Raw genomic sequence first — 13,938 nt, forward strand, 5'->3', positions numbered from 1 at the left:
CCATGTCATGATTGCGTTAACTGCGGGTTTGCGTCGTTATACGGCGAACAGTACCGGGCTTTATCTGACCCGCATTTTTCTGGCGCTGGCGGGCGCGGCCGCCTTTCCCTGGTGGATCCAGCAGGTTGTCTGGACATTACCGCTTACGCTGGGCGTGGTTGCCGCCGCGCTGGCCGATCTTGATGACCGCTTCACTGGCCGATTGCGCAATCTGTTTATCACGCTGCTCTGTTTTTGCATCGCTTCGGTTTCGGTAGAGTTACTTTTCCCCTGGCCCTGGCTATTTATTCTCGGCCTGGCGATTTCTACCTGGGGTTTTATTTTGCTGGGTGCGCTTGGCCAGCGCTATGCCACTATCGCCTTTGGCGCGCTGCTGATTGCTATTTACACCATGCTTGGCGCGGGTCTTTTTTCGCAGTGGTATCTCCAGCCGATCCTGCTGCTGCTGGGCGCTGTCTGGTATAACCTGCTAACGCTGACAGGACACCTGCTGTTTCCTATTCGCCCGTTACAGGAAAACATGGCGCGCAGCTACAGCATGCTGGCTAATTACCTGGACGCCAAGGCCAGCCTGTTTGACCCAGATACGGAAGAAAACGACGACGGCGGGCTGGTTGAAGTGGCGATGGCTAACAGCAAGCTGGTGGCCGTGCTTAATGAGACGAAAACCTCGATCCAGAGTCGGTTACGCGGCGATCGCGGGCAACGCGGTACGCGGCGAACATTGCATTATTATTTTGTCGCGCAGGATATTCATGAACGCGCCAGCTCTTCTCATGTGCAATATCATGCCCTGCGTCAGGAGTGGCGCTACAGCGAAATTCTGTTTCGTTTTCAGCGTCTGTTGACCATGCAGGCGCGCGCCTGTCGTCAGCTTTCCGATGCGATTCTGCTGCAGCGCAGCTATCAGCATGATATGCGTTTTGAGCGCGCTTTTAATCACCTGCAGGCGGCGCTGGATCGGCTACCTGATACAACAGAAGATAAAGCGCGCCAAAAAGCGCTGCACTATTTACTACGCAATTTAAAAGCAATCGATGCCCAACTGGCAACGATAGAGTCAGAGCAGGCGCTGGAGCAGGCGCATCGGGATGGCAGCGATACGCATCTCTCCAGCGAGGGATTAACTGGCTGGAGCGATATTCGTCTGCGTATTAGCCGTCATTTAACGCCAGAATCACCGCTTTTTCGTCATGCCGTGCGGATGTCGCTGGTGCTGTGCGTTGGCTACGCCTTTATTCAGCTGACCGGTCTGGAGCGTGGTTACTGGATCCTGTTGACCAGCCTGTTTGTTTGTCAGCCCGGCTATAACGCAACGCGCCGCCGTCTGGCGCTGCGCATTATCGGCACCTTAACCGGCATCGCTATTGGTTTGCCGGTTTTATGGCTGGTGCCTTCTGTGGATGGGCAGCTGCTGCTGATTGTGCTGTCAGGCGTGCTGTTTTTTGCTTTCCGCCAGGTACAGTATGCGCATGCCACTATGTTCATCACGCTGCTGGTGCTGCTCTGCTTTAATTTGCTGGGCGAAGGCTTCGATGTGGCTGTTCCCCGTATTGTCGACACGCTGTTGGGCTGCGGCATCGCCTGGCTGGCGGTTAGTTTTATCTGGCCAGACTGGCGTTTCCGACGCCTGCCGGCGGTGGCGGAAAAAACCTTAACGGCTAACTGCCGATATCTGGATGCAATTCTGGAACAGTATCACCAGGGGAAAGATAACCGCCTGGCCTACCGTATTGCACGCCGCGACGCGCATAACGGTGATGCCGAGCTGGCCTCGGTGGTTTCCAACCTTTCAACCGAAATGCGCCCGGATCCGCAGCTGCGTGAAGCGGCATTTCGTCTGCTCTGCCTGAATCACTCTTTTTTAAGCTACATCTCAGCGTTAGGCGCGCATCGTGAAAAAATAACGCAGCCAGAGCTGCTGGCGTTACTGGATGATGCCGTCTGCTATGTTGATGATGTATTACAGATAGATATTGTCAGCGAGCAGCAAGCGCAGCAGATGATGGGTGAGCTTGCTACCCGTATTGGAGGGTTTGACAGCGAGGCGGATTCACAGGCGCAGCTGGTATTACAACAAATCGGTTTGTTGATTGCGCTGTTGCCCGAAATTGCCCGCCTGAAAAAGCAGCTGGCCTCCTCTTCCGCCGGTTAGTTTTGTCGTGCTTTTTCCCCATGCACGGCGCAATCAAACCAGTTACGCAGCTCTTCTTTTATCTCTGCGGGCAGGGCCGCCTGATGATGACCAGAAATCGCGCCCTGCAGCGCCATTAAACAGTTCAGCCCCAGGTGCTGGTTACGCATTCTTAAACGTAGCCAGCACCGCTTTGCTCCCGCCTCGCGCAGTGCGTATACGCTGTTAATGCCGATCTCGCGTAACAGCATTTCCATGCGAATGCCCAGATTAGGCAGGTCTTTAAGGCGGATATTATTTTTGCGCGCACTTTTTTGCTGCTGCGCCAGAGCCAGCGCCGATTTTGACAGCCTGATTAACAACGGCCGGTTGTTCCATAACGCTTCATCAATATGGTAATAACGTAATTCTACCGCAATGCCGCGTTTATCGATAACCAGCGGCGTTAACGATTGCGTACGGAGATAGCGCGTTAGCGTTTCGCTGGCTCGCAGATAAAGTTCGCCATCGGTAATCAAGGCGAACACCACTTTTTCCACGGCCAGGCTATAGCCGCCGAATTGCGAGCGCACGGTAATATTGCCTAATGCCGCCAGCTGCTGTTTTGATTGAATTATCCGTTGGTAAGAATCCATATCCTGCTCCTTTTCCTTAAGAAACCTAAACTAACCTACTGTTTTCCATCAGCTAAAACATAGGCAATTCTTATTAATGGTTCAATTGCTAAATGAGCTTGCATTCTTTTGCATGTGAAAAGTGCGAGACGTTTTCAAAAAATGAGGTTGATCTTAAGTGCTCAGCGCATTACTGTATATCCATACAGTAACCACATGAGCTGATAATCATGCGTACTCATTTACTGAAGTCTTCTTTTGCTCGTTCTGCTTTGCCTGGTCATTCTCGCGTTGCCGTATCGCCGGTCTTAACAACCGGTTGGATCAGCGAGCTAAGCTATAGCGAAGCTCAGCCAGGGCTAACGCAGCTGTTACTCCTGCCGCTATTACAGCAGTTGGGTACGCAGTCGCGCTGGCAGCTCTGGTTGACGCCGCCGCAAAAGATCAGCCGGCAGTGGCTTAAGGCTTCGGGACTGCCGCTGAATAAGATGATGCAGCTCCCTTATCATCAAGAGTTCAGTACGGTTGAGGCGATGATAAAAGCGCTGCAAACCGGGAATTACAGTGTAGTTTTGGGCTGGTTTGCTAATGATATAAGCGAAAACGATCGTCGTCGGCTTGAAGAAGCAGCGTCCGCAGGGCAGGCTCTTGGGCTCATAATGCGTCCTCAAACTGGCGCTACTTGTTCCAGCGGACAAAAAAACCGGCTGAAAATTCACTCAACTTTGTATCATTAAGTAAATATAAGATAAATCTCAGCTAAAAATTCTCACTTTCTTTTAATAACCCGCTGATTCTACTCTCACGCGGCTAAGCCTCGCTTCTGCCGCGCTAAATAAGCTTCTTTATATCGTTCAAACAGATGTCTATTGTTAAAATTTATGTCTGAAACGTCCTTTTTTTGCCGAGCGCCCTCACATCTTACTTGTAAGTTTCTCGCCACGTTGTAGACTTTATCTCGCCAGGGTGCTCAATAACCTCCGTTTTCCGGTAGAGTAATAATCGAGCAAAAGGACCCGGCGAAGGATTACAACCAAGAGCTTAATTTAAGCTCCTTGCCTATTTGGATGATAACGAGGCGCAAAAAATGAAAAAGACAGCTATCGCAATTGCAGTGGCACTGGCTGGCTTCGCTACCGTAGCGCAGGCCGCACCGAAAGATGACACCTGGTACACCGGTGCCAAACTGGGCTGGTCTCAGTATCACGATACTGGTTACTACGGTAACAACTACGTGAACAACGATGGCCCGACTCACGAAAGCCAGCTGGGCGCTGGTGCATTCGTTGGTTATCAGGCTAACCCGTACCTGGGCTTCGAACTGGGTTATGACTGGCTTGGCCGCATGCCTAACAAAGGCGACGTAGTTAACGGCGCATTTAAAGCACAGGGCATCCAGCTGGCAGCGAAACTGAGCTACCCGATCATGGATGACCTGGACGTTTATACCCGTCTGGGTGGTATGGTATGGCGCGCTGATTCTACTCAGCACGAAGTGGGTACCAACATCAGCCGTAACGACCACGACACCGGCGTTTCTCCGCTGGCAGCCGTTGGTGTTGAATACGCACTGAACCAAAACTGGGCTACCCGTCTGGACTACCAGTGGGTTAACAACATCGGTGACGCAGGTACCGTTGGTACTCGTCCTGACAACGCCATGCTGAGCTTAGGTCTGTCTTACCGTTTCGGTCAGGACAATGCAGCAGCTCCGGTTGTAGCGCCGACTCCGGCTCCGGCTCCGGTTGTTGAAACCAAACACTTCACGCTGAAATCAGACGTGCTGTTCACCTTCAACAAAGCAACCCTGAAAGGCGAAGGCCAGCAGGCGCTGGATCAGCTGTATTCTCAGCTGAGCTCAATGGATCCGAAAGACGGTTCCGTTGTTGTTCTGGGCTACACCGACCGTATCGGTTCAGAGCAGTACAACCAGAAGCTGTCTGAAAAACGCGCTCAGTCTGTGGTTGACTACTTGGTATCTAAAGGTATCCCAGCTGACAAGATCTCTGCACGTGGCATGGGTGAATCTAACCCGGTTACCGGCAACACCTGTGACAGCGTGAAAGGCCGTAACGCCCTGATCGACTGCCTGGGTCCGGATCGTCGCGTAGAAATCGAAGTTAAAGGTCTGAAAGACGTTGTTACTCAGCCGCAGGCTTAAGTAATACGTTAAGAAAAACCCCGCTCCGGCGGGGTTTTTTATTGGCTGCTTACCGGGAAAAACGGTTATTTTTCATTTTTCCGCATTAGCTCACATCGTCCTTGCCCAAAATAGCCTGCAGATCCTGACGTAGCGTCGACATCTGGCTGGCATATTTTTCTTTTCGCTCAGCATCCTCAATCAACTGTACGATCGTATCCGATAAGGTGCTGTTGCGACGCTGCGCCAGCCCCGCCAGCCGTTGCCACACCAGATATTCTAAATCGATCGATTTCTTACGCGTGTGCTGATGCTCGGCATTAAAGTGACGTTTACGGCGCGCACGAATCGTCTGCTTCATACGGTTTTCCAGCGCCGGATTAATGTGTTGCTCAATCCATTTCAACACCTCTACCGGATGGTTTTCCATGGCCAGCAAAGCCCTGACGGCTTCCTGTGCGGCGCTGATTTCAATGTAACGGGTAATCGGCTCCCCTTCCCGGTATTTTTTTACCAGGTATTTCCATTTCCATCCGCTTTCAAGATTTTCCAGCTGCTGATATTTCATCGGAATCTCATCATGAGCAGGTAACAAACTAAGAATAACAGCTTTTTTACGACTTGCGGCAGAGAAAGGCGCAGCGGCGACTCCGCCACACTGTTGAGAATCAGTCTAATCTCTGCCGTGCGTAACAGCCTGAAAAGCTGTATAATCGCGCTTTTCATTTATTCAGACAAATACGATTACTTTGACCAGCAACCGACTTGCATGGCAGGCGCTACAGCCTGATGCCGAAAGCTTCCAGCCTCTTTTTTCCCGCGTCTTTAGCGATAATATCGGTGATATTCTCCCCGACGTTCAGCCTCGTCTGTTTGATGCAGCCAGCCTGCTGCAGAACAGCAGCGCGCCTTTTTCATTGATGCTGATACGCTGTGCGGAAAACAGTGAGAATCTGTCATTGCTGGCGCAGACATTACAGCATAACAGTAGCCAGACGGAAGCGCTTTACGGCGGTAACTATCTGATCAATGAAGAACAGATAACCTGGCAGCCTGCCAAATCAGCAGATGATCCCTTCGCCAGCCGCGGCGGCGTACATTTCGCCGACTGGATCGAGTCTGAGCAGCTGTTTGGCTGCGTACGTATTTTTTCCCAACGCATCAGCCTGCAGCCAGGTCTGATCCATCGGGCTAACGGCGGCATCTTAATGCTTTCGTTGCGTGCTCTGCTGGCCCAACCGCTGCTGTGGCTGCGGCTGAAGCAGACCATTGCCCGGCAGCGTTTCGACTGGCTGTCGCCTGATGAATCGCGCCCGCTGCCGGTGACAGTCCCCTCAATGCCGCTGCAGTTAAAGCTGGTGCTGTGCGGCGATCGTGACGCCCTGGCTGATTTTCAGGAGATGGAGCCTGAACTGGCGGCGCTGGCGATCTACAGCGAATATGAAGAGAGTCTGCAGCTCGACGAAGAAGAAGACATGGCGTTATGGTGCCGCTGGGTAACCGCGCTGGCGCGTCAGGCGGGCTTACCGCCAATTGCCGTTAACTTCTGGCCTGCCCTGCTGCAGGAGGCCGTCCGCTATAGCGGCGATCGCGAAACGCTTCCGCTCTGCCCGGCCTGGCTTGGCCGCCAGCTGCGCGATGCTGCCTTATATGGCGAACAGCTGGATGCCGCCGCGCTTCAGGCCGCTCTGGATGCTCGCCTGTGGCGTGAAAGTTTCCTGCCCGATCGTATGCGTGATGAGATTCTTCTTGATCAGGTCCTTATTGAAACGGAAGGTGCCGTGGTAGGGCAAATCAACGGCCTGTCGGTCATTGAATTTCCCGGACATCCGCGCGCGTTCGGCGAGCCTTCGCGTATCAGCTGCGTGGTACACGTGGGCGATGGCGAGTTTACTGACGTTGAGCGCAAGGCTGAGCTGGGCGGCAACATTCATGCTAAAGGCATGATGATTATGCAGGCGTTTTTGATTGCAGAACTGGAGCTGGATCAGCAACTGCCCTTCTCCGCTTCGCTGGTATTTGAGCAGTCCTATTCGGAAGTAGACGGCGACAGCGCCTCTCTTGCCGAACTGTGCGCGCTGGTCAGCGCGCTGGCCGGAGAGCCCATTAATCAGCAAATTGCGGTAACCGGCTCGGTGGATCAGTTCGGTCATGTGCAGCCGGTAGGCGGCCTGAATGAAAAAATCGAAGGCTTTTTCGAGATCTGCCAGCAGCGAGGCTTAACCGGTCAGCAGGGCGTGATTATCCCTGCCGCCAATGTGCGACATCTCTGCCTGCAACAGCAAATTGTTGATGCGGTACAGGCGGGAGAGTTTCATATCTGGGCCGTCAGCGAGGTGGATGAAGCGCTGCCGTTGCTCACCGGCGTTCCGTGGAAAAAAGATGATGCTCCCTGCCTGTTGCAAACGATCCAGGCGCGCATCACAGAATTTAATCAGCAGGAGGCGCGCCAGCGTCCCTGGCCTCTACGTTGGCTAAACTGGTTTAACCACAGCTGATCGGAGTTGTTCAGCTTACACCTGTTAGCTAATGTTCGTGATTCACTAAAAAAAGGCTTATTGAAACATGGTAGATAAACGCGAATCCTATACAAAAGAAGACCTGATTGCCTCTGGTCGCGGCGAACTATTTGGTGCTGAAGGCCCGCCGCTGCCCTCTGGCAATATGCTGATGATGGACCGCGTGGTCAAAATGAGCGAAGAAGGCGGCAACTACAACAAAGGTTACGTTGAAGCCGAGCTGGATATTAATCCTGATCTCTGGTTCTTCGCCTGTCACTTTATTGGCGATCCGGTGATGCCGGGCTGTCTGGGTCTGGATGCGATGTGGCAGCTGGTTGGTTTCTATCTTGGCTGGCTGGGTGCAGAAGGCAAAGGCCGTGCGCTGGGCGTAGGCGAAGTGAAATTTACCGGTCAGGTTCTGCCTACAGCGAAAAAAGTGACCTATCGTATTCACTTCAAACGCGTCATCAACCGTAAACTGGTTATGGGCGTGGCCGATGGCGAAGTGCTGGTTGACGGTAACGTTATCTATACCGCCAGCGATCTGAAAGTGGGTCTGTTTAAAGACACCAACGCTTTTTGATGCGGTGAATTAAAAACCTCCGCAAATGCGGAGGTTATCCTTTTTATGACAGGCCGTCAGACCATCGCGGCACTTACGCTAACTGCCCTGTCCTCCATGGCTTTTCGCCAACCTCCCAACCAGTGAGACCGAGCCTCAATCATTTGATAAGGACACATTTCTTTTGAACGCCCGGTGATGCCAGCCTGATAGCCTCGTGAATGTGCTCGTTCCAGGCGGTCTCGTTTCTGTCTCTTCATGCCTCATTTCCCTCATTCAGGTATGGTGGAACTGGTGGAAAGAAAACAATGGTCACAAAGTGCGCAACCACTTTTCTTTTCTACCCCTATCGCTGAAAAAGATCAATGCGCAAATTTCACGCCATTGTCATACAGGCAGGCTATTTTTAAAGGTTTTTCTGCGGTGAAAATTTGCGGGTGGGATAACGGAATGATCTGCAATAAAAAATCCCGGCCAGCGAACGCGCTATGCGCTGCCGAACCGGAATTGACTTTCAAGAAAAATTAATTACTTCTTATGGCACTAATGGCTGTCGCCATACGCTGCGCTTGCTGTTGCCATCCCTGCGCCAGGGTTCTGACCATCGCATCATAGCCATCTTCCTGCTGCGGCAGCGTCAGATTAAAGTTCTGACGCGTAATTTGCCCGTTATGCTCCAGTGTCCAGCTGCCGCTAATGATCGCCTGGCCATCATAACGTCCGTGGAAGCCAGTAACGTTAACGTTCAACGTATCGTGCTGCTCACCCAGCGGCGTGGTGGAAATTAGCCAGCCCGGCAAAGCATTACTCAGGTTGGTTACCAGCGTTTGCTGTAATTGCTGATCAAGCGGACTGGCCCACAGATTACTGGTGGCAACAACATATTTAACGTCGCTGGTCTGATAAACCACGCCATTGCCTGCCAGATAATCAGGCACCGAAACGCGCTCGATCCAGACTGGCAACGAATTATTTACCATCAACGCGCTCTGGCTAACCGGCGCAACCGCCGACGTTCCCGCCGGCAGCTGATACAGGGTGGTTTGCGTGTTGCTGCTGCAGGCGCTCAGCGCCAGCATCAGCAATGGCATCCATTTCATCATTGTTTCGCCCTCTTCGGCTGTGGGTCTTCGCCCGGTTTAGCTTCAAATACCAGCGCGTTGCTCTTTTGATTGAGCGTCTTCAGCACCGGTTGCAGCTCACGCAGCACCTGATCCAGTCGTTGCATATCGCCAACCAGCTTGTTGTAGGCCGGAGAGCCGGGCTGCAAACCTTTCATGCTGCGGTTCAGCTCGCGCAGCGTTTGCTGCATATCCTGCGGCAGCTGCTGCATTGAGGGGCTGGCGGTGATTTTATTCACGTTGTCCAGCGTCTTTTGCAGCTCGCGCAGGGTACGCTGGCTCTCTTTCAGCGTGCCGGTGGCCTGGTTAATCATAGGATTCAGCGGCAGATTATTGATCTTATCCAGCGCATCCATAAGCTTCTGCTGAATCTGACTCAGGCCGCCGCTAACGGTGGGAATGATCTCCAGTCCGGCAACTTTTTCCGGGCCTTTATACTGCGGCGCGTTGTCATAGAAATCGAGATCGATATACAACGAGCCGGAAAGCAGGTTGCCGGTTTTCAACGAAGCACGCAGGCCGCGTTTTTTGCCGTCGCGCAAATGCTGGCGAATATCAAAGTCACCGCCCAGGCGGTTAACAAAGCGATCGGGTTCAATACGCACCAGAACCGGAATGCGGTAATCCGTATTCAGCGACTGTTTCCAGCCCGGAACGGTATAAGGTGCCTGTGCCACTGTTCCCAGACGGATGCCGCGGAACTCTACCGGCGCCCCTGGCTGCAGCCCACGAATCGAATCGCTAAAGAACATCAGGAAATCCAGATGCGTGGTATACAGCGAGTCCTGGATGCTGCGCTGATCGTCATACAGATGGTATTCCGCTTTGTTTTCTGCCGGTACACCCAGCTCCCAGCCGTCAGGCACGTCAAAACTAACGCCACCGCTGAACAGCGTGGTCAACGAGCCCATCTCCACACGCATACCGGAGGCGGACATCTCTACGGCAATGCCGCTGTCTTTCCAGAAACGCACATTTGAGGTAACCAGGCGATCGTAGGGCGCGGCGACAAACAGCTGATACTGCATTGCGCGTTTATCCGCATCAAAGCTGCTGGTTTCCACTGAACCCACGCGATAGCCGCGGAACAATACCGGATCGCCTGGATTGAGCTGGCCTGCCTTGGTGCTGTCAAGCACGATACGGATACCCTTCGCATCTGGCGGTGCCAGCGGCGGCGAATCCAGTAGTCTATATTGTTCTGGCTTTTCACCTTTACTGCCGGGCTGGAGTTCAATATAAGCGCCGGATAATAATGTACCCAGACCGGTAATGCCTTCGCGTCCTACCTGCGGCTTAACCACCCAGAAGGCGCTGTCGCCATGCAGCAGCTTCTCCATTCCCGCGTTAAGGCGGGCTTTGATTTCTACATGATGCAAATCGTCAGTTAATACCGCGCTCTCCACCACGCCCACATCAACACTGCGGCTTTTAATGGCCGTTTTACCGCCCTCAATGCCTTCGGCATTGGTGGTAATCAGCGTAACTTCCGGTCCCTGATGGCTGAAATGATAAAACAGGATCCAGGCACCAATCAGCACGGTCACAAGGGGAATGATCCACACCGGTGACCAGCGCTTGATCTGATCGACCTTCGCAACGCCGTGATTATTTTCCGTCAAGGCTCGGCTCCTTCAGATTATTTTCTGGTTCGCAATCCCACGTCAGACGCGGATCAAACGTCATGGCGGCAAACATAGTCAGAATGACCACCGCCGCAAACAAGAGTGCGCCTGGCGCAGGATAGATATTCATTAACTGTCCGATACGCACCAGCGCAGAAAGTACCGCAATCACAAAAACGTCGATCATTGACCAACGTCCCACAAACTCCACCACCTCATAAATCAGATGCATTCTTTCGCTGTCTCGCCTGCCATGCCCCCGCGCATCCCAGCACAGCCAGCCAATCGCCACCATTTTCAACGAAGGCACCATAATACTGGCGATAAAAATCACCAGCGCCACCGGATAAGAGCCATCGCTCCAGAGCAGGATCACCCCGCCCATAATATTGGAGTTCATCCTGTCGCCGAGCGCTTCGGTGACCATAATCGGCAGGATATTGGCGGGGATGTAGATAATAATGGAGGTGAACAGCAGCGCCAGCGTCCATTGCAAACTGTGCCGCCGACGCGCATGGCCTGTGGTGCCGCAGCGTGGACAGAGAAAACGATCGGCCGGCAGCACCGCTGTACAGCATGGACAGGATCGCAGTCCCTGTTTCAGACCGCTGATGCCCGCCTGTGGCGCAGCTGGCAGCGGCGGTTCAGGCGCAATCTGACGCCATAGCCAGCGCCGATCAACACACTGAAAAGCACGCAGCTGCAGCAGACAGAATAAACACCAGGGTAAAAAACTGCTGCCGATACCAATATCGCCATAGGCCATCAGCTTAACAAAACTGACCAGCACGCCTGCGAGGAAGATTTCCGCCATTCCCCAGCTTCTGAGCTGAAACAGAATGCGGGCGATAGCAATTTGCAGACGCTGCGGCAACGGCAGCCGATTCACCAGCAGCAGGATCGCGATCATGCAAAAGGCCGGCACCGCCTGAACAAACAGCATAAACAGCGTGGCGAGACTGGCGTAATCTTCTGAGACCATGACCTGTGGAATTTCCATCAGGGTGATTTCACTGCTCAGGCCCGACACGTGCATATTGACGAAAGGAAACAGGTTTGCCAGCAGCAACATAAATAGCGCAGCCAGCGCATAGCTGGAGGGCCGCTTGCGCGGCTCGCTCCAGTTAGCGGTTAGCGTAGTATGACAGCGTGGACAGCTGGCTTTCTGACCAATGGCAACCGATGGCAACTGCGTCATCAGGTCACACTGTGGACAAAGCATCCAGTGTTGCGGGTGTTCAGCTGAACACATACCCTACTCCCGATTTCAGCCGCCGTTCTTCAGCGATTCAAGGTATTCCCAGCGTTCAAACGCGGTTTCCAACTGCTGTTCCGCTTCTGCCAGCGCGGTCACTACCGGCTGCGTTTTTTCATGCGGCTGGGTGAAAAAGTTAGCATCCGCCATCTGCAGTTGCAGTTGCTCTATCTGATTTTCCAGCGCTTCCAGCTGTTGCGGCAGCTGGTCCAGTTCACGCTGCAGCTTATAGCTTAGTTTAGTGCCGGACGCTTTTACTTCGTTTTTAACCGTCTCGTTTTTTACTGGCTTTTCTGCTGCCGCCACGGTTTTCACCGGCGCAGCGCGACTCTGACGCGAGGCGGCGCGCTGCTGTTGCGCATCATGATAGCCGCCGACAAAGGTACCGATATCGCCATTGCCTTCAAAGATCCAGCATTCGGTAACGGTATTATCTACAAACTGACGATCGTGGCTGACCAGCAGCACGGTACCCTGATAGCCATCAATCAGCTCTTCCAGCAGCTCCAGCGTTTCAACATCCAGGTCGTTAGTTGGCTCATCGAGAATCAACAGGTTGCTGGGCTTCAGGAACAGACGCGCCAGCAGCAGGCGGTTACGCTCTCCGCCGGAAAGCGCCCTGACCGGCGTCATCGCCCGCTTCGGATGGAACAGGAACTCCTGCAGGTAGCCCAGAACATGACGCGGCTTACCGTTTACCATTACTTCCTGTTTGCCTTCCGCAAGGTTATCCATCACGGTGCGATCCGGATCGAGGATGGCACGGTGCTGATCGAAATAGGCCACTTCCAGTTTACTGCCGCCGTGCACGCGACCGCTGTCCGCCTTGAGCTGTCCCAGCATCAGCTTCAGTAATGTGGTCTTACCGCAGCCGTTAGGGCCAATCAGCGCAATCTTATCGCCACGCTGCACCTGCGCGCTAAAGTTTCTGACCAGCGTGCGGTCGCCAATGCTGTAATTGACATTTTCCAGTTCAAAGACGATTTTGCCGGAGCGCGACGCTTCTTCAACCTGCATCTGCGCTTTGCCCATCACCTCACGACGCTCTGAACGCTCGCGACGCAGCGCTTTCAGAGCGCGAACGCGACCTTCGTTACGGGTACGACGTGCTTTGATACCCTGGCGGATCCAGACTTCTTCCTGTGCCAGCTTGCGGTCAAATTCAGCGTTTTGCATCTCTTCAACGCGCAGTGCTTCCTCTTTCCCTTCCAGATATTTGTCATAGTCGCCTGGCCAGGAGACCAGTTTGCCGCGATCGAGATCAACAATACGCGTTGCCATATTGCGGATAAAAGAACGGTCATGCGAAATAAAGACGATGCTGCCCTGGAAGGTTTTCAGGAAATTTTCCAGCCAGTCAATGGTTTCAATATCCAGGTGGTTAGTTGGCTCATCCAGCATCAACACGCGTGGATTACTCACCAGCGCGCGTCCCAACGCAGCTTTACGTAACCAGCCGCCGGAAAGCGACGACAGCTCAACCTCCGGCTCCAGGCCTATCTGCTGCAGCACATCGTTAATGCGCGACTCCAGCTGCCACAGATTATGGTGATCCAGCAGCGACTGCAGACGCGCCATCTCATTAAGATTTTTTTCGCTCGGGTCATCCATCACCACATGCGAAATCGCATGATAGGCTTTCAGATGCTCAGCCTGCTCGGCAACGCCTTCAGCACGAAATCATATACCGTGCCAGCGATATTGCGCGGCGGATCCTGTTGCAGACGCGCCACCACCAGATCCTGCTCGTAAATAATACGACCATCATCCAGCGGTTGCTCGCCGTTGATGATTTTCATCAGTGTGGATTTACCGGCGCCGTTGCGCCCGACCAGACAAACGCGTTCGTTCTCTTCGATATGCAGCTCGGCATAATTCAGCAACGGCGCATCGCTGAACGAAAGGTAGGCATTGTGAATACTAATTAGTGACATACAGCTTATTCCTTACCGGCGTGCGTAATCAGCCAGCAGTTGTGAATATGAC

The 13,938-nt window shown here is 53.3% G+C and carries 12 protein-coding genes and 1 pseudogene; 6 read left to right on the forward strand and 7 right to left on the reverse strand.

What is annotated here, in order from left to right; all coding sequences use genetic code 11:
• Nucleotides 1-7 precede the first annotated feature (7 nt).
• Nucleotides 8-2,155 (forward strand): YccS family putative transporter, encoded by a 2,148-nt coding sequence (gene yccS, locus B1H58_RS20130; RefSeq protein ID WP_085072190.1) that lies wholly within the window; start codon nucleotides 8-10, stop codon nucleotides 2,153-2,155.
• On the opposite strand, the gene B1H58_RS20135 is transcribed toward yccS, so the two are convergent.
• Nucleotides 2,152-2,769 (reverse strand): TfoX/Sxy family DNA transformation protein, encoded by a 618-nt coding sequence (locus tag B1H58_RS20135; RefSeq protein WP_085072191.1) that lies wholly within the window; start codon nucleotides 2,767-2,769, stop codon nucleotides 2,152-2,154. The two genes, yccS and B1H58_RS20135, sit on opposite strands and share 4 nt — an antisense overlap.
• A 209-nt stretch (nucleotides 2,770-2,978) precedes the next feature.
• Between B1H58_RS20135 and sulA the strand changes: the two genes are divergently transcribed.
• Both sulA and ompA read left to right on the forward strand, forming a co-directional pair.
• Entirely contained in the window at nucleotides 2,979-3,485 is a 507-nt protein-coding gene (sulA, locus tag B1H58_RS20140) for an SOS-induced cell division inhibitor SulA (protein ID WP_085072192.1), read from the forward strand.
• Nucleotides 3,486-3,835: 350 nt separating this feature from the next.
• On the forward strand, nucleotides 3,836-4,909 hold the full coding sequence (gene ompA, locus B1H58_RS20145; RefSeq protein WP_085072193.1) for a porin OmpA: 1,074 nt from the start codon (nucleotides 3,836-3,838) through the stop codon (nucleotides 4,907-4,909).
• A gap of 85 nt (nucleotides 4,910-4,994) precedes the next feature.
• On the opposite strand, the gene matP is transcribed toward ompA, so the two are convergent.
• Complete coding sequence (matP, locus tag B1H58_RS20150) at nucleotides 4,995-5,456, reverse strand: macrodomain Ter protein MatP (RefSeq protein WP_085072194.1); 462 nt, start codon at nucleotides 5,454-5,456, stop codon at nucleotides 4,995-4,997.
• A 181-nt stretch (nucleotides 5,457-5,637) separates the two neighbouring features.
• Here matP and B1H58_RS20155 point away from each other — a divergent pair, with 181 nt between their 5' ends.
• The gene (locus tag B1H58_RS20155; protein ID WP_085067387.1) at nucleotides 5,638-7,386 is read left to right on the forward strand and encodes an AAA family ATPase; all 1,749 of its coding nucleotides are present in this window, start codon (nucleotides 5,638-5,640) and stop codon (nucleotides 7,384-7,386) included.
• Nucleotides 7,387-7,453: 67 nt separating this feature from the next.
• A complete protein-coding gene (fabA, locus tag B1H58_RS20160; protein WP_085067388.1) occupies nucleotides 7,454-7,972 on the forward strand; it encodes a bifunctional 3-hydroxydecanoyl-ACP dehydratase/trans-2-decenoyl-ACP isomerase in 519 nt (172 codons plus the stop codon).
• A 56-nt stretch (nucleotides 7,973-8,028) separates the two neighbouring features.
• Here fabA and rmf read toward each other — a convergent pair whose 3' ends face one another.
• Nucleotides 8,029-8,211: a ribosome modulation factor gene (gene rmf / locus B1H58_RS20165; protein WP_085067389.1), complete on the reverse strand. Its 183-nt coding sequence runs from the start codon at nucleotides 8,209-8,211 to the stop codon at nucleotides 8,029-8,031.
• Nucleotides 8,212-8,245: 34 nt separating this feature from the next.
• On the opposite strand from rmf, the gene B1H58_RS20775 reads away from it, so the two are divergent.
• Nucleotides 8,246-8,479 (forward strand): hypothetical protein, encoded by a 234-nt coding sequence (locus tag B1H58_RS20775; protein ID WP_157130121.1) that lies wholly within the window; start codon nucleotides 8,246-8,248, stop codon nucleotides 8,477-8,479.
• Here the strand turns inward: B1H58_RS20775 and pqiC are convergent.
• The 4 genes and pseudogenes from pqiC to B1H58_RS20185 form a co-directional block, all read right to left on the reverse strand.
• Entirely contained in the window at nucleotides 8,476-9,054 is a 579-nt protein-coding gene (gene pqiC / locus B1H58_RS20170) for a membrane integrity-associated transporter subunit PqiC (RefSeq protein ID WP_085067390.1), read from the reverse strand. The genes B1H58_RS20775 and pqiC overlap by 4 nt on opposite strands.
• Complete coding sequence (pqiB, locus tag B1H58_RS20175) at nucleotides 9,051-10,694, reverse strand: intermembrane transport protein PqiB (protein ID WP_085067391.1); 1,644 nt, start codon at nucleotides 10,692-10,694, stop codon at nucleotides 9,051-9,053. The genes pqiC and pqiB overlap by 4 nt, the downstream gene beginning before the upstream one ends.
• A complete protein-coding gene (gene pqiA, locus B1H58_RS20180; protein WP_085067392.1) occupies nucleotides 10,681-11,949 on the reverse strand; it encodes a membrane integrity-associated transporter subunit PqiA in 1,269 nt (422 codons plus the stop codon). The genes pqiB and pqiA overlap by 14 nt, the downstream gene beginning before the upstream one ends.
• A 15-nt stretch (nucleotides 11,950-11,964) precedes the next feature.
• Nucleotides 11,965-13,886, reverse strand: a pseudogene (locus B1H58_RS20185) (ABC transporter ATP-binding protein).
• Nucleotides 13,887-13,938 lie beyond the last annotated feature (52 nt).

The organism is Pantoea alhagi (assembly GCF_002101395.1).
Lineage (GTDB): Bacteria > Pseudomonadota > Gammaproteobacteria > Enterobacterales > Enterobacteriaceae > Mixta > Mixta alhagi.

Coding starts and splice junctions, on each gene's coding strand:
- fabA (WP_085067388.1), top strand. CDS start 7,454: ATGGTAGATAAACGCGAATCCTATACAAAAGAAGACCTGATTGCCTCT.
- matP (WP_085072194.1), bottom strand. CDS start 5,456: ATGAAATATCAGCAGCTGGAAAATCTTGAAAGCGGATGGAAATGGAAA.
- yccS (WP_085072190.1), top strand. CDS start 8: ATGATTGCGTTAACTGCGGGTTTGCGTCGTTATACGGCGAACAGTACC.
- sulA (WP_085072192.1), top strand. CDS start 2,979: ATGCGTACTCATTTACTGAAGTCTTCTTTTGCTCGTTCTGCTTTGCCT.
- pqiC (WP_085067390.1), bottom strand. CDS start 9,054: ATGATGAAATGGATGCCATTGCTGATGCTGGCGCTGAGCGCCTGCAGC.
- ompA (WP_085072193.1), top strand. CDS start 3,836: ATGAAAAAGACAGCTATCGCAATTGCAGTGGCACTGGCTGGCTTCGCT.
- rmf (WP_085067389.1), bottom strand. CDS start 8,211: ATGAAGAGACAGAAACGAGACCGCCTGGAACGAGCACATTCACGAGGC.
- B1H58_RS20135 (WP_085072191.1), bottom strand. CDS start 2,769: ATGGATTCTTACCAACGGATAATTCAATCAAAACAGCAGCTGGCGGCA.
- pqiA (WP_085067392.1), bottom strand. CDS start 11,949: ATGTGTTCAGCTGAACACCCGCAACACTGGATGCTTTGTCCACAGTGT.